Origin of the sequence: Pseudobutyrivibrio sp., from assembly GCF_015057185.1 — a bacterium.
Lineage (GTDB): Bacteria > Bacillota > Clostridia > Lachnospirales > Lachnospiraceae > Pseudobutyrivibrio.
In genome coordinates this window covers 31,040-47,791 of the sequence record NZ_SVEV01000002.1, presented here as the reverse complement: position 1 = coordinate 47,791, position 16,752 = coordinate 31,040, and the positions used below count along the sequence as shown (strand labels likewise).

Genomic DNA, 16,752 nt, shown 5'->3' with positions numbered 1-16,752 from the left:
AATGCCTCTTCCTATTTTTATGCTGTAGCCTTCTGGTCCTGAGCTACAGTCTCTTTATTTTCAACAGGTCCGTTGCTCTCCTTTGCATTAAAGAAGAACAATGGCACCAATGCTAACAACATCATGACTATTGGCATAAGGTTTGCACCTACGTTGATTCCTTTCAAAATTGTTGGTGTGAGCTCTGCGTTATTTGTGTAGCCAAAGAATCCAATCAATGCAACGCCTGCAGCACTTCCTATTCCACCACCAATTTTATTCATCAAGCCGCTGAGAGAGAAAGCCAAGCCTTCTGTTCTCACACCATTTTTCTTTTCATATTCATCAACTGCGTCAATCAAAAGTCCACCACCGCAAGGGCTTCCAATGCTATAGCAGCCGTAAACGATGCTTGCAAGTATCATCCAAGGCATATTTGTATATGGTCCAAAGAACATCATTCCAAGTCCAAATGAGCCGATTAAAACTCCAGCAATTGCCACATTTTTCTTTCCAAATTTTCTCATGAGAACTGGGCAAAATGGCATTACGAGCATTCCAGCAATATTAGGGATAATCATAAGCACGCCCATCAATGCAGGGTTTGCGACGCAATACATATAGAAATAAATCATTACGCCAACGCGCCCCATTACAGAAATCATTAGAATCAATGTGTAAATCAATAACAGCATAAGATTTCTGTTTTTCAAAACAGCAACTACCAATTCCTTTGTTGTTACAGTCTGCTTTGCCTTTTCAACAGTCTCAACATTTTCCTTGCAAAAATATACAACGATTAGATTAAGTATTACAGCTACAATTGCATATAAGGCTGCTGTTCTCTGATATCCTACTGCCTGGTCACCATTTCCAAGCGCCATAACAATTGGAAGTGTGCATGACATGAGGACCATTCCACCGAAAGCGCCACCCATCATGCTGGCAGAAAATAGCTGATTGATTCTGTTTGGGTTCTTTGTCATTCTCGATGGAAGTGCGTTGAATGGTACGTTTTCCATTGTGTATGACATTCCAAGACAGATGTAGGTTACATATGCCCACACAAGTTTTCCTGTGGAACCAAAATTTGGAACTGTGAATGTGAGAATTGTAAATACAACCAACACGATAGTTCCCACTACGATGAATGGTCTGTACTTTCCAAATCTGGAATTATTTTTCTCCATGATAACTCCCATGATTGGATCGTTAATTCCATCCCATACCTTGGCAATCAGCATCAATAGTGCAACTGCAGCCGGTGCCAATCCAAACACATCGGTATAGAAAATTGCCAAATATGTGCTTACCATTGTCCATGATAGCTGTGCCGCAAAGTTTCCTATACCGTACATGCCGACCTGTAAATTCCCAACTTCTCCTTTTTTCGTGTTCACAAGTAATCCCCCTTTTTCTTTATGAATTTAGTTTAATTTTATTCATAAAGGCAGGTATTATCTAATGATTCACACCCCATCTTGCAGTTAATACCGATAATTTCTTTCCTAATAAATAAAGGATATGAAATTATTCATCATATCCTTTACAATTTTTGCACTAGCTCTTGCGGACGTTTCCATTAAATAGCCTGCAAAAAGTCTCAGTTATTTTGGTGTAAACATTATCAAGCTAAAATCACTTGGTCCTAGAACATATTTCAGGGACAATACGTTATTAGAAACTATCTCTGTTTTATAGGAAAGTTTGGGATTGCAAACAGCATTTAAATATTCGATTTCACCAGTATTAAGAACCGATTTGAATTCCAAATTTTTCCATTCTGCCAGCACGTTATTTTTATTCGAAACAACCTCATAGGATGCTACATTATACGTGCCATTTTTCACATTGGAAAAATTCAATTTGAAGGTCTTAGTCTTTTTACTTTCGAAAATATAGTCAAGCATCTCAGGCATTACTTTGCCATCATGCTGATAATAGAGGGCATTGAATCTCTGGGCATTGTATAAAATCAGGCAATAGTAATCATCCTCCGTTTTGGACACATAATAGCCTTCCCCCTTAGCAATGCAAAAACCCGGTGCAAACACATTCATAAAAAGCGAGTAATATACCGGCTTTTTCAGACCATCCTTTGAAATCAATCCGCCGGCGCCACAAATAGGATACTGGAACTGTTCTGTCACATATGACCAATCGCTGATTCTGCTGCAACAAAAATGCTCAACCTTTTCAATAGAATCTGAAATCTGCATTAGTGTGTGACAGGCTCTTGCGCAGCTGTCATTATAGGCATCGCCAATTATTAAGTTAGCATCCCAGCCCTCAATCCAAAGGCTTGTTTTATAAGCATATTTGGCTGCTATTTCTTCAAATATATTTAGATTGTTTTCCACGAAATGCTTGTCGCTAACAGAGTAGGCACTTTTATAATCTTCCCCTGAAAATGGAGCACAAAACAGCGAAACAAATTCATTTTTTACATTTTCTTTCTGGAAGTATTCGATTATTTTTTCTAGCTTTTCCGGATTGATAATGCAGTTGATATTTCCTGCACCTATTTTTGCTTTTGGAATGACTTCCTTTATAGCCCTGCTTATGGAGATATATTTATTACAGAATTCGTTTGCAGAATACTCTTTACTATCATTTATTTTAAACAGCCATTTTCCAATGGTTTCTTTGGTATATCGCAGCTCCAAAAAGGAAAGTAGCCCCTTCCAAGCAGCTGTTCTATCTATTTCCAAAATTGGAATCAGATGCAATTGGTCAGTTATGATTTGCAGAGCAAGGCAAATTTTTTCAAAGGAGGGATTAGCTGGATCATTATCAAAGCCTAGCTCCATCACATCAGTAACCATAAGATATTTCATCCTCAGGTCATCCTTGATTTTAAGAATAGTCCTCTGGAGCTGACCTGTAAGCAATTCATTTGCCCTCACCGGTCCCAAAACATCCGTAACTGTTTTTGTAACTGGATACCCTCCATTAGCATCAATATTTAGTTCAATCTCTTCGCTTACTCTGTTGCCATCACTGGTCAGAGTTTTATCTATGTATTGCTTGATATCATTTTTGCTGGCAATATTTTCATCATCTATAGCATTTTGTTTTTGCCTATATTTAGATGGTTGGATTCCGTATATTTCCAAAAAATTCCTATTGAATACCGACAGGTTTCCGAAGCCTGTTTGGAATGCAATATCTGCAACAGAGCTATCTGTTTCTAAAAGCAATGACCTAGCATGCTCCAGCCTCACTCTCCTGAGGAAGTCTACGTATTTCTCCCCGCAGTACTTTTTAAATAGTCTTGAGAAGGTAGATTCCGAATAACCATATTTTTCAGATATTTCTCTCAGACTTAGATTCTCATTGAAATGTTGATATACAAACTGGCTTATTTCCTGGAATTTTTGCCCCTCTTTTGATATTAGTTCTGGGTAATTATCTTTGACATAATAATCCTCTACAACCTTGTCCCAAAGCAGATAATACAAGCTTTTCAATGCAAAGCTATTATCTCGACTAGTCTGTTTTACTATGGAATCCAAAATAAAACGAAGAGAATTATAGTCTCTCGTTTGATGCTCTACACTGCTTAGAATAATTTGTGTTTTATCTGCTCTTAGGGCATTGTGCAGCTGATAATCCTCTATTGAAACCTTCAGGATCAAGCTATCCTGATCCGAGGTCCAGCCATATTCCTCACCAGAATTAATAACCAGCATTTCCTTTTCTATTAAATGAATTGCCCTGTCCTCAACCCGGACATTTATTACTCCTCTTAAGCAATATAAAAGGACCGTTTTGCTGGTCCTTAATAGCTTTCTTTCCCCTGCCTTTAAATATACTATGTTGTCTAAAACCCCTGTCATTATGCACCTTCCTGTATGTTATATCATGGCTACTGTAATTTAATTAAACAGCTCCACTATTCTCTGCCACAATGATTTTTTACGTGTCTTATAGGAAAACTTCATTGTCGAATACTTACTAAGTGGATCGGCATTAGCCTCCAATTTCTCGCAAAACACCTGCATCCAAACCACATCCTCATCCTTACCTTGAAAATCTTCAAAATATTCATCGTTTTGTTTTAAATCAGCATGGCGCTTTTGAATATTGGTCAAACGATTACGTGTGACATCCCATTCAGGTATAACTTCCCTTGCTTCAATCACGGCCTCTTTCATTTTAGCCAAATATCCTGATACCCCGTGTTCTTCTATATTTAATCTTTCACACAGAACTTTGTCAAAATAATTATATTCGTCATAGAATCTTTCATTTATTTTTCTAGTGTTTGAAGTCCCCATAGCTCCCCCCTGAAGTGTGTTATGTTTATTGATTTCTAATCATCTGTGTATATGATACTACTTAAGTATCCTCATTCTCTTTTGAATATTTTAATATTGAGATTTACAATCTATATATATTGTTAGTTTTATTATATAACATTATTTACAATAAAAATGCTTTGATTTTTTCCTCTACTAAGGAGACATCTAGTTGCCTGCGATCAGATTCAGTAGTAATGATAAGATTTTTCCCTAGAAGATATCCACTATCCTCATACTCTTCTATCTTTTTGAAATTCTTCGTGGCGTATTCTAAATCTGAAATTATTCCAAGATGTTCCCAATAGAATGTTTTTCTAGTTCTGACATTTAGTACTACAAAATCTGGATATACTGTATGATATCCCTTTAGTTCTAATAATGGTTCATATTGATATGGTATCCCATATCTATCCAAAGTATCTGCTATTATCTTTTCTGATTTTGATCTTACACGTTCTCCTCGATTAGTAATAAATGAACTAGCTATATCAAATGTATTTTGAGCTGCAGGATGCATTCCTCTCCATTCTTCTATGTAGTCTTCATCTAGTTTAATAAGTGGTGTGATGAGTTGTTTTCTAGCTTCGGATTTGTGTATATATAGTTCATTTAGAACGCCTATATCATAGCTAGATATGAATCTATCAAGTCTTCCATGTAGAATCTCAGTCATTTGAAGAAACTCATTATCATAGTCTCTTTGTGCTATTTTTCTAGCCTGATTCATTTCTTTTTTCTTTATGTACTTGCGTTTACCGTCAGCTACATAATAGTACTGATAGACTCCATTGCTTTCAGATATATGGATATGTCCTTCTGGGGCGTTCTTTACTTTACTGAGTTCTTTCTTTGTGGTTTTCTGGAGCTCCTCAAGTTCCTCTAGCTGTTTTTTCAATATTTCTCTGTAATTTTCCATAACTACTCCCTTTTATGCTTTTTTTCACTCCTCGTTTAGTCTTCTATGACAGCCTTTTATGTGCACTTACGTGGATTTGGATTGCATAGTCTATTATCCACGTAGGGTTGGTTTCACTGGTTTTGGGTTATTTTGAGACACTACGTGGATTTCGGACTTTAATTTCAATCCCCACGTAGTGTAACTTCTCTTATTTTGAGGTGCTACGTGGATTTTAGATTAATATTGAGATTTCCACGTAGTCAGGATGTCTCTGTTTTAACACGCTACGTGGATATTTAGCTGTTGTTTTATTATCCACGTAATGTTTATGTATCTGTCTTGCCAGACTACGTGGTTTCTGTGTTACTTGTCCGTTATCCACGTAGGATGGCTATTACTCTCCCGATGCTCTACGTGGATATTAGGACTATGTTCTAATATCCACGTAGCCTGTTCATTTCAGGTTTGTAGCACTACGTGGATTTACATAATACTATCCAAATTCCACGTAGTCGTGCCGCTTTTATGCCCGTATTTTTATGACACTTTATGCCCACTTCATCTTCCTTAAATCCAAGTTGCGATTTGTAATATGTAATTTATGCTTTATGTTACAGGTAATTTTCAACGTGTTACCGATTAATGATGCACTGCTTCTGATCTGAGCATTTACAGTCAATTGTAGTAAATACTTCTAGGATTGATGTACAAGCAGTTCTGCAATACCCGCAACAAATACACGTCACGCCAATTTGACGTTTACAAATAATAGATCTGCTTGTGTGCTTTAATTTGCTTTGCAGACTATCTGGCTCTAACGATGCTAACAAAGCTAGAACCAGGCAATATAATCTACAAACCTGTATTCTATTTAATCCAAATTTTTCATACTCCCGTGACCGCAAAGGTCAAATAAAATTGGAAACACAGTGGCGAAATGAATAACCCGTGCCACTATAGTGATAAAAAATAGAATGTTTGTTAAAACGCTTATTAATATAACGCCTTGCTTTTTATTTGTCAACTTGTTTTTTTAATAGCATTCAAGTTTGTAATATGATTAAATTAGAATATAAATAAGAATAGTACTTCTATATTTTTTTCATTGGGGAGTTGGGGAATGAATACTAGGCTTAGTAAATCCATAAAATATATCTATTATTTCATCATGCTAGTAATCTATCCGCTGGTGATGCATGATATGTATTTTGATATTAGTAATACGAAGCTGGTGGTATTTTATGTGGCTAGCTTCATACTGGTGCTGGGGAGCGGTGTGGTACTTATGACTAGCGATGGGGCGCTGAAGGATTATTATCTGGAATTTGCGCTAGGCGGATTGTTCATAGCCAGTCTTGTTGTTTGCTTTTTAATTAATGGCCGGGGCAAGGAGCTGTTAATTGGAGAGCTTGAATATAATACCGGACTGATTTTTCTTTTGACGTTGGCCATATCGTGTATATGTATGGTGAGTCTCGGGGATGATAGCAAAAAGGCTAGGCGGCACAACATATTTACCGTAATGATGTTGGTGACTGGATGCGCCGTGGGAGTTGTTTCTATCATTCAATTTGTAGGATATGACATCGGTGGAATGCTTGGAGCGATTCAATACGAGAATCAAATCATATTCTTGGGGACTTTTGGAAATATTTCATTTACTGGGTTTTATTTCGTGATGATTTTTCCATTTGCAGTTTATGGTTTGACTGCTGGTGGGAATAGATTTATCCAGGGGCTTGGTTTTGTAAGTGCTTTTGTAGCAGCTACCGGTGTGCTGATTTCTAATAACGATGGTACGGTGCTTGCTTTTGCGGTGATTATGCTGGTGCTAGGAATTATTATGCTAAAAAGCAAACCTTTAGCATATTATGTATGCTTGCTTTTGACTGGATTGGCATTTTCATTTGTGGGCCTGCTTACTATTATTCCATCTGCGAGGTTTTTGGATATTCATCAAAGGTTGCTAGTTAGACCAGGATTTCTTGCTATAACTTATGTTCTATCAATTGTTGGAATTGTATTGGCCAGAAAAGCTGCAAAGAATCTTTTTAGTGAGATTATATGGTGGATCTGTGCTGGTGCACTGGGCTTAGTTTGTATCATGCCTATTTTAATCATCGTATATACGAATATGCATGATCATAATCCAAATACTTTCTGGAGCAATTTATTATATTTTGATGTGCATTGGGGAACAGATAGAGGATATCTTTGGGAAGCTGCTTGGAAGATATTCAAAAGTGGCAATCCTATACAGATGCTCTTTGGGCAAGGACCTGAGGGATTTGGAAATGCATATATAAAGGATTATTATGAAATTTCACTAGCAATGGGATTGTATCCAAATTACGATGCCCACAATATCTTTTTACAGTTTTTGTGTGAATATGGAATCCTGGGATTAGGCACAGGGTTGGCATTCTTGATAATAAGAATCAAAAGAGGGCTGACGTCAGATGATTTCTTTTGCAGGGTCAGAGCTGTAGCGCTTGTTGGGGCGATGGTAGCATCAATGTTCCTAGTTGTTCAAAATATAACTCTTGGATTTTTGTGTTTACTTATTTAGTTCAGATTAATAATTACAAATTAGCACTGGAAAAATATTGATATAAATTTATAGAAAAACTTTGATATGAATTAGCAAGAAAAAAATTTAAAAATAAAATTACATGAAAAAGAATCTAAAATAAATTTACAGAGAGACATTTTGGGTATAAATTAACAAAAGAAATGAATTTCATATTAATAACAGGGGCTTGGCGATCTGCCAAGCCCCTGAGTTCTTTAGGAAATAATTATTCAACTACAAATGCGAATGTAGCAAATGAATCTGTTCCCCAAACAATACGTCCGTTGTCGATGATTGTCTCGCACTGCTCGATTGAGCCATCTGGCAAGAACTTGTAAACATGTAATTCCTGTCCATCTGGGATAACTAAATCAGTTGGTACTGGAACAGACATAGCGATTTCGCCGTCTAATGTTGAAAGCCATGTGCCATCTGTTGTCTGTGCATTAGCAGCAATAACGCCAACTACTGATGCGTCAGGTCTCATCATAGACATTATTGTAGTTGCAACATTATATATAGGTGAAGAAGCATCAACGGTATCTGTAACAACCTTTGTTCCTGAAGGGATGATTCCAGGAGCGCCTGCAACTAATCCCTGAGTTGTACCCTGAGAAGTGAACTGGCGAACACTTACGCCATTAGGAGCTACGTATGTTGACTCAGCAGCTGTATAGCTTGAAGTTCCTGCAGCGGCAGCAGCGGCTGCTCTTCTATTATGGTTAATTTCCTGCTGTGTCTCACTTGATGTAGCATTTACTGTTGTTGAAGTTGTAAGCTCAACATCTGAGGTTGATGTACCCTCTGTTGATGTACCTTCTGTTGATGTGCCCTCTGATTCTGTTGTCTCTGTATTAGTAGATGGTGTCTCTGTTCCTTCTGTAATTTCTGATGTTGAAGACTCAACTGCGAGTGAGTCAATAGCTGGTGTTACGAAATAAACTGCAGCAGCTACTGCGAATGTTGCGATTGTGAATCCGAATACTTTTCTTAAATTCATAATTTTCCTCCTAACTTACATGTCGTTAATACCCAACGACGAGAAACTGACTGCATTTTACATCCCGTAGCGTGATATGTCAAGCCCAAAATCAATAATTATTCCTAATATAACGCTGTGTATCCATTTAAGCCTTGTGAATATTCATTATCTGTCAATTATGAAAAAGATATGTAATATTTGTGAAAAATATGTTTCAAATTATTGAATAGGTGTATTATCAATTCAAAGCCATTAGGCCGTATATCATTGGGAATCAAGGAGGGTTTAAGATGAAGATTAGAAAAGTATTTGGTTTTGCTTTGGGTGTGCTTGTGGTTTCTGCTACAGTTTATAGCATGACTCCTGCAACAAACTCATTGGCAAAGGTTAAAGACAATAACATATATTATGCAGCTTCTGCTGTTAATGCTTCTACTAGCAGTACTACAACATCAAATGCTGGTTACAATTTGCTTACCCAGTCAGCTGGTAGCGAGATTACCGTTCAGGGTCCAGCTGGTGTTACATTAAAGCAGTTTGCATCTGCTGATTCTTCAGGTGGCGCAGTAGCTTGTACCCCTGACGTTATCCCTTCTGGCACAAAGGTTTACACAGCAAATGTTGCAACCACAGATAAAACATACTCTGTTGCAACAGCTTTAATGTCACATTGGAGACCAAAGGCTTCTGTAGTTGCTGTTTACAATTGTAGCGCACAGACTGCACAGGGCACATGGCTGTCAGCATTAAATGGAAAAATTGCAATCTCTGTACCTACTCCTACAGGGCTCACAATTCCTACAGGAAAGAATCTCAAGGTTTATAGATACTTAGCAGACGGAACAATCGAAGGCTGCGAAACAGTTCTTGACGGAAATAGAATTGTTTGGGCATCAGAATCATTTGCTACATTCGCATTTGTAGTTGAATAATCTTTGGACTTCTAAGGAGCCGATTTTTCGGCTCCTTATTTTTTCTGGTGCATTATGGGGGTGTCCTGATGACAAATGAATGGCTACAATCATTAAATAATTTCTACTGCATTTTCATGCTTTTGATATATCCACTAATAATGCGAAGTGCATATTATGACATTTCCAGAGCAAAGCTTGTGGCCTTTTATGCCATTTCATTTATCTACATTTTCTCCTATCTTGGTATCTTCATTTTTATGAAAATCAAGAAAAACACTTTACCAATATCTATCCTTACAAAGCCTGAAAAAGTATGGCTAGGCATTGGTACAGTCAGCATCCTTATTTCGTTTTTACTAAACGGCAACTATAAAAGCACACTATTTGGTGTTTACGATTATGGTTCCGGAGCTCTGTTTCTGCTAACTATCATTGTCACAGTATTTTTTCTGTCTTTATCAGGTGTTAATGAACTGATATTTTGCCGTTGTAGCGCTATTGCTTTAATTATTACTGCAGGCACTACTATTCTACAATTTCTAAATTTTTCACCTACATTAGAGGGAACCGGAGGGTTCTTTGGCACAATAGGAAATAGAGATTTAGTAGGCTTCTATTTTGTAATAATGCTACCGTTTTGTACAAATCTAATTTCAAAAAAACGATGGAGTATACTTGGAAGCCTTGGAATATTTCTTGGCACCATTGGAATCTTTGTTAGTAATACCGATATTGCGATAATTGGATTTTGTTTGGAATCTACGATAATTGTTGCTATGCTGCTCAAGCATGCAGATAAAAAATTTGACGCCTACATCTATACGCTTATTGTTGGAATCAGTTTGCTTTCAACATTCATACTAAGAACTATTTTTACTAATACCTATGAAATTGGCGATATTGAAATTCTTTTTTCTTCACCTGTTATAAGTATTCCGATTATTGTGCTTTCCGTAATTGGACTGTGGCTGCACAATAACACGATGTTTAATAAAACAATTTGGGTTCTAGCCATAATAGAGTGCATTTTAATCAGCCTATATCCTGTTTATATCATAACGTTCACTATTTTGGCCTCACCTGATAATGAATCATTACTTCGAAATGGATTGTATTTTGATAATCATTGGGGAAGTGGGCGAGGATATATTTGGAGATGCAATGTGTATTTGTTTACCCATGGGGGATTTGTAAAGCAGTTCTTTGGCCATGGTGCTGTAAGTTTCTATAATGACTACATGGCTAACCAAGAGCTTTTCCATGAAATATATGAGCCAATGTATGTGGGAGAAAACCTTACAAACTCACATAATATATTTTTACACATGCTATATGAATATGGAATTTTGGGCGTTGTAAGTATGCTTGGAATTGCAATCAATGCATTGAAGCGCATGGTTCATTCTGAACCATTATTCTATAAAATGAAGTTCGTGGCATTAATCGTTGCAATGGTAACTGGTGCTTTGATCATGTCTTACAATATCACAATGGCATTTATACCTATGCTGTTAATATAGTTTTCCAATAAATAAAAGGGGCACTGAATCAGTGTCCCTTGTCTTTTACTGTACTAATCATTCCGCTGACCATAAGACCGAAGAACCAGAAAAACTGGTGGTCAAAGGCGGTGGACTGAATGAAGTAGAATATATTGAATAATGTAAACATGCTGATAAGCAATGTCTTTGTCTGGATCGTGACGTTTGCGTTAATGGCAAGCTGGATGGCGTCCTTGATAATCATGACAAAGAACATGATGAGGAATGCGCCAACTAAAATGCCGGACTCGCGGTAGTAGTCAATCCACATGTTGCTACTGGTGTCGATTGGCATTACCGTGAAATGGAAATTGCCCCAGTGCTCGGTAATCATTAGGTGGATTGCCTCTTTGAGTGCCTGGAAACGAATGTCGCGAACATACCAAACTAAAAAGCCGATAAAGGCAACTAGATATACTGTCAAATAAATAATCCACTTGCAATTAAGTAGCTTTTCCTTGGTGGCAAAGAACTTTCTAAGTAAGCAATCAATGCCCCATGCTAAGCCTGCCAAAACAATACTGACTACAGGAATGAATCCAAACCAGAATTCATATTTATCAACCATGACCTCATCACTGTAAGGAAGCATGTAGTAGCCGAAGGCCTGAAAAACTGAGCCTTCGGTGACATTAAGCATCGTCCTAGCAAAGCCCAGTAATCCAATTGCAATGGCTACTGTAAAAATCCAAGTGCGAAGCTCGCTGCCCAGCTCAGATGCTACCATAACTGGGGGCTGCTCTGGCTCTGGCTTAAAGGATTCGCCACGGGCGATTGTTGCAAGTGGGTACTGCTTTTTCTCAATTTTCTTGTATTTAACTGTGGCGATGACCTTGCCAAGGAGATACATGAGAACCGGCATAGCAAGTGTGGTTGGAACCTTCCAAGCCTTGCCAGTGTGCTGGTCCAGCATGGCCTTGATAACAAAGCCTTCGAATAAAACAAGCATGTTCATGTCGAATTTCAGGTGGCCCATGTAGATGCTTCGAATCATGATGTAAGCACCTGCGATAATCATGAGTTTTACGTTGCTAATCCCTGAGAACTTGGCGCTGTAGTAAAGCATAAGTGCGCACAGCAGAATGAACAATATGTTTTGTATACTAATTTTTTCTTTAATTTTTGAAACCATTTTATTAACTCTATCTTATTTTAACTCTTCGCCGTCTTTTGTGATGATGCTATCCACTATGTAAATCGGACGGTTCTTGACCTCGGCGAAAATGATGGCCAAATACTCTGAGATGAATCCCAGGATGATGAACAAAACGCCAAACATAACGCAGAGCACAACAATGATTGTGGAATATCCATTAGGTGCAGTACCAAGGAAGTACTGAACGATGGAATAAATCAAAAGTACAAATGCTGCAAAAAGCGAGAACACACCGGCGTAGATTCCCATTTTCAAAGGCACATCTGAGAAATTGCAGATGGCATTAAGTGATAATTTAATGAGTGCTTTGAGATTATAATTGCTCTCGCCTGCAACTCTAGCACTGGCGTCAAACTCAAGTGTAGTCTTTTTAAAGCCTACGCTTTGAACATAACCGCGAAGGAAACGAACGCGCTCACGGTAATCATTTTTAAGCACAAGTGCTACACGTCTAGAGATGGCAAAAAAGTCCGATGAATTATTCTCAAATTTTGTCTTGCCAGACATGGCGTTCATTACTTTGTAGAAAAGTGCTGATGTGATTCGCTTGAAAATTCCAGCGTCGGCGCGGGAATTTCTAATCATGGAAACCACGTCAAAGCCTTCGTTAAATTTCTCAATAATTCCAGGAATAGATTCTGGTGGATGCTGTAAATCAGCGTCCATGCAAACTACCCCGTCACCAGTGGAATAATCGATTCCGGCAATCATGGCAGCCTCATGGCCACGGTTTGCAGCAAAATTGATTACTGCAACGTGTTCGTCTGCTGTTGCGAATTCTCTAAGTATGTCTAGGCTAGCGTCTTTGCTGCCGTCGTTTACAAAAATTAACTCGTAGTCCCAACCAGTATTTTTGCTGGTCGCCTGTAGGATTGGAGCTGTGTGCTGATAGAACTGACGAAGTCCTAGCTCCTCATTGTATACGGATACTACTACCGATAATTTCTTACTCATTATCAAGTGCTCCTATTCTTCTCCAAGTTTTACAATTACTTTGCCATCTATTATAGCGATTGCGCCGTCATTTGGGTATGTAGGCATTGCCTGTACCTGTGGGTCTGCAGCCAATGTGCCATCGTCGTAGGACAATGTGTCGCTGCCGAAGCCAACGTGCTCCTGCATGAAATAGATTGAACCGCCATAAGTAATGATGTCTGTAAATCTAGGATATTTTTCCAGCTGAATTGCTTCAAACTGATCTATTTTATCGATTTTGGCATTGGTGCCGTCATCGAGATAATCGCATCCAACGAAGACAATTTCCATGTCATCGCTAAAGCCCTCTGTAGATTTGATGTTGGCAGCCAGTTCTGTGAAATATGCTGTGGCCTGCTCAACTGCGATTTCGCCCTTGAGGTATGCAGCATTGTCAAGATAAATGTAGCCAACTAACATAACAAAAAGGCAAGCAAGCTGAAGCCATGTGGCAACGCCAAGCCATTTAGTGAGGGCTGTAGAATTACCATGGGTAAATTCAAATATTTCAATGAGAACTGCTGGAATGATGAAAACAAAAATATCTCCATAAACCATCAAAGAATCAACCTTATAATCTGAGCTAGTTGAAAGAATGTAAACCACATTCATGGCGATTGGAAGAAGTGCCAAACCAACTAGTGAAATAAGCTTTACTCCCATTTTCTGACGGGATGTAAATAGTAACCAGAAAATCTGGACAATTCCAATAATCACAATGAGAGCTGTGAAGGCTCTAAGGTAAAGCACTGCATTGATGCCTGCCTGACCGAAGCCGAAAAATGCCTTTACAGAACCAATGAGCTTGGCAGGGAACTGGGATAAATCATAGCCCTCGTCCATTCCCTTGTAAGCAACTGCGCTGATGCCCTTGATTGCCTGAGTGAGCTTTTTCATAACAGCCCAAAGGCCAAGGCTAAGAAGAATCTCAGCAAGGTAAATGAAACCGTGCTTAATATAAGTAATAACGTCCTCAACCTGACGATTGACTACATCTAAATACAATTTGAAAAGTAAGGCTGCAATGGTAAATGCCATGAATGCCTGATAGAGGCCCAAGCTAAATGTAAGGGCAACTACAGAAATCACGAAGTTTTTAACAGTGAGTCCCTTGTAAAGAGAGCGCGCTGCAACTACTGAAAGCAAAAGTGCAAGGAAATACTCCCAAGCTGTAAACATGAATGAAAAAATGCTGGTAACAACTGGGTAAACCACCATGATGATGCCGATGTAAGCTGAGAAGACTCTGCTTTTGATTTTGAACATGTCAACAACAAGCATGGCTGCAATGGCAATAAAAATCACAGAAAGTAAGCCATTGAAAACAGGTACTGCGAAAAGCTTGCTGGTGAGCATCTGGATATCATAAATAAATCCAAGAGCCCAGCGGCCTGATTCGTATGTGCCGCCTAAAGCAAAAATATCAGCAGAATTGTCATGGTAGGAAATTCGATTAAAGAATACGTAGCCATGAGCGCATAGCCCTGCAATCAAAACTGCCGCGAAGGCTGTGAGCTGCTGAATGGTAAGCTTTTCCTTTATGTTTTTAATTGTACTTTCAATCTGTGTTGTAAAATTCATTTCAAAAATCCTTAGTAACCTATACCGTTATTTTGTAATGTACGTTCCAAATAAATAATGTAATCGCTGTAGCCCTGATAGGTGGCCTTCATAATCTCGATATCGCGAACGCTCTCGCTGGTGTCGGCAGCCTCCCAAGAGTCTACGTAGACGCCATATGTATCAGTGTGGGCTGTGAGACAGCCACCGGCTATAGCCATATATGTAATTAAGTATGCCGCTATCGTAATTACGATAATCAAGGTAGCAACAACATTTTGTTTTTTTTGTAAGATGGCAGCTGGTGTCTTTGCCAGCTCAAGAATTCTACCAAATTTGTTAACCAGCGCCTCGTATCCCATGACCGCATATGGAAATAGGAGTACGAAATATGTGATGGAGTATTGGCCCTTTGTCTCCCAGACGATGTGAAACAAAAATCCGCCAACAAAAACCATGAGCATAAATGATTTAGTAACAAAACCTGCTCTATCAGAAAGTGCTAACCAAAGAAGTGCACCTAGGTAAATAATCAACTGGAAGTAGCTGAAAAATTTGGCCGTAACCGTATAGCCCTTGGCGCTCATCATGCACTCAAGCCATGCTGGAAATTCGGTTCTGTGGGTTCTGATTTGATTGACCCAAACCCCCTGGAATGTAGGCTCAATCCATGTGGATGCAATTTTTAAAGAAAAGAAATCAAAGGCATATTTTTTATCAGCTTTGAAGGCTGCGATGCGCTCTGCGATTTCTGCCTTGACAACTATCTCCTGGGCAGCAGTGTTGCAACCATTTTCATCATAGGTGTAATAGTTGTAGGCATTCCACCAGCCAGGAGCCTTCACACCCTCCTGAAGTCCCATGGCAACCCAAGCGAGGCTAGTGATTCCCTGATCAAGGGCGCTGCCTGTTTTGCTTTTAATGATGCGGGCAGGGATGGCTGAAAAGATTGATAGGCAAAGGCCTGTTGCAATTAGCAGTACCAATATTTTTATCATCTGCTGTCTATCCTTAAGGATGAAAACAAGACCGTAGATGATTATCGCCATTACGAATATGAGGGCATTATTTTTAACCTGAACAGCAAGTGCTGCATAAATGCCACAAAGTGGAATCCTCCACAATTTGAAGTCCTGTAAAAATGAAAGCTCATGATAAAAAGCAAGCATGCCTAGAGTCATGCACCATATGGTGCCGTACACAAATGAGGTATACATAATAAGCGGGAAAAACATGATGCCAAGTACCAAGGTAAAAATAACAGCCAGGGCAGATGCGCCCATTTTTTCCATAATGTCTGCAAGCTTTTTGTAAAAAAGTGCAAGCCCAACTGCGTTTAATAATTGAAAGCCAATAATATTAAAATCGCCCCAGATATTTGCTAGGAAATACTCTATGTAAACCAAGCCAAGCTGATTGCTGTATCGGTCAAGATATCCGCCAGGCTCAACCATATTGGTCTCGCCGATTCGGATTTTGTAGGCACTGTCGAGAACGTCCAGCTGATCTGACGCTGGAACGAACTGAGTCATGGTCACCCAAAGGACACCAAGTAAAAGGATTAATCCAAGAAGGATATATTTTACTCTTTTGTAAATGGTGGCGTCTGCTAATTTAGCAGATAGCTTGTCACCGATAGAATGTCTGTGGGCAAAAAACAATAGGCCTACAAAAATAATGATTGCAAAAAGATTAAGCACAAGATTATCTTTGCAGAAGTATGTGATTTCCAAATCGTCGCTGGACATATAGCAGGTGGCCACCAAGCTCATGAAAAAGATAATGGCAAGAGCTAGCGCCGCCACGGCAAGTAATGCGTATTTATATACATTCTCCACAACCCTATGGACTTGTCCCATCGAAAATGTCTC

12 protein-coding genes are annotated in these 16,752 nt (G+C 38.7%); 3 read left to right on the top strand and 9 right to left on the bottom strand.

The window, feature by feature from the left end; translation table 11 throughout:
- Nucleotides 1–17: 17 nt before the first annotated feature.
- The 4 genes from E7276_RS01745 to E7276_RS01730 form a co-directional block, all read right to left on the bottom strand.
- On the bottom strand, nucleotides 18–1,379 hold the full coding sequence (locus E7276_RS01745) for an MFS transporter (RefSeq protein ID WP_294212969.1): 1,362 nt from the start codon (nucleotides 1,377–1,379) through the stop codon (nucleotides 18–20).
- Between the two features lie 207 nt (nucleotides 1,380–1,586).
- Complete coding sequence (locus tag E7276_RS01740; protein ID WP_294212967.1) at nucleotides 1,587–3,818, bottom strand: helix-turn-helix domain-containing protein; 2,232 nt, start codon at nucleotides 3,816–3,818, stop codon at nucleotides 1,587–1,589.
- A 39-nt stretch (nucleotides 3,819–3,857) separates the two neighbouring features.
- Entirely contained in the window at nucleotides 3,858–4,259 is a 402-nt protein-coding gene (locus E7276_RS01735; protein ID WP_294212965.1) for a DUF6548 family protein, read from the bottom strand.
- A 145-nt stretch (nucleotides 4,260–4,404) separates the two neighbouring features.
- Nucleotides 4,405–5,199 (bottom strand): hypothetical protein, encoded by a 795-nt coding sequence (locus E7276_RS01730; RefSeq protein WP_294212963.1) that lies wholly within the window; start codon nucleotides 5,197–5,199, stop codon nucleotides 4,405–4,407.
- 1,102 nt (nucleotides 5,200–6,301) lie between these two features.
- On the opposite strand from E7276_RS01730, the gene E7276_RS01725 reads away from it, so the two are divergent.
- The gene (locus E7276_RS01725; protein WP_294212957.1) at nucleotides 6,302–7,750 is read left to right on the top strand and encodes an O-antigen ligase family protein; all 1,449 of its coding nucleotides are present in this window, start codon (nucleotides 6,302–6,304) and stop codon (nucleotides 7,748–7,750) included.
- Nucleotides 7,751–7,979: 229 nt separating this feature from the next.
- Here E7276_RS01725 and E7276_RS01720 read toward each other — a convergent pair whose 3' ends face one another.
- On the bottom strand, nucleotides 7,980–8,753 hold the full coding sequence (locus E7276_RS01720; RefSeq protein ID WP_294212954.1) for a hypothetical protein: 774 nt from the start codon (nucleotides 8,751–8,753) through the stop codon (nucleotides 7,980–7,982).
- 272 nt (nucleotides 8,754–9,025) lie between these two features.
- Here E7276_RS01720 and E7276_RS01715 point away from each other — a divergent pair, with 272 nt between their 5' ends.
- Both E7276_RS01715 and E7276_RS01710 read left to right on the top strand, forming a co-directional pair.
- Nucleotides 9,026–9,667, top strand: a complete 642-nt coding sequence (locus E7276_RS01715; RefSeq protein ID WP_294212953.1) for a hypothetical protein — start codon at nucleotides 9,026–9,028, stop codon at nucleotides 9,665–9,667.
- A 68-nt stretch (nucleotides 9,668–9,735) separates the two neighbouring features.
- Nucleotides 9,736–11,169, top strand: coding sequence for an O-antigen ligase family protein (locus E7276_RS01710; RefSeq protein WP_294212951.1), 1,434 nt, complete (start codon nucleotides 9,736–9,738; stop codon nucleotides 11,167–11,169).
- 28 nt (nucleotides 11,170–11,197) lie between these two features.
- Here E7276_RS01710 and E7276_RS01705 read toward each other — a convergent pair whose 3' ends face one another.
- Genes E7276_RS01705 through E7276_RS01690 form a run of 4 tightly spaced genes read right to left on the bottom strand, consistent with a single transcriptional unit; the run spans nucleotide 11,198 to nucleotide 16,740 of the window.
- Entirely contained in the window at nucleotides 11,198–12,322 is a 1,125-nt protein-coding gene (locus tag E7276_RS01705) for a hypothetical protein (protein WP_294212949.1), read from the bottom strand.
- Nucleotides 12,323–12,337: 15 nt separating this feature from the next.
- On the bottom strand, nucleotides 12,338–13,300 hold the full coding sequence (locus E7276_RS01700; RefSeq protein ID WP_294212945.1) for a glycosyltransferase family 2 protein: 963 nt from the start codon (nucleotides 13,298–13,300) through the stop codon (nucleotides 12,338–12,340).
- 12 nt (nucleotides 13,301–13,312) lie between these two features.
- The gene (locus E7276_RS01695) at nucleotides 13,313–14,902 is read right to left on the bottom strand and encodes a glucosyltransferase domain-containing protein (RefSeq protein WP_294212943.1); all 1,590 of its coding nucleotides are present in this window, start codon (nucleotides 14,900–14,902) and stop codon (nucleotides 13,313–13,315) included.
- Nucleotides 14,903–14,913: 11 nt separating this feature from the next.
- Nucleotides 14,914–16,740 (bottom strand): hypothetical protein, encoded by a 1,827-nt coding sequence (locus E7276_RS01690; RefSeq protein ID WP_294212940.1) that lies wholly within the window; start codon nucleotides 16,738–16,740, stop codon nucleotides 14,914–14,916.
- Between the last annotated feature and the right edge of the window lie 12 nt (nucleotides 16,741–16,752).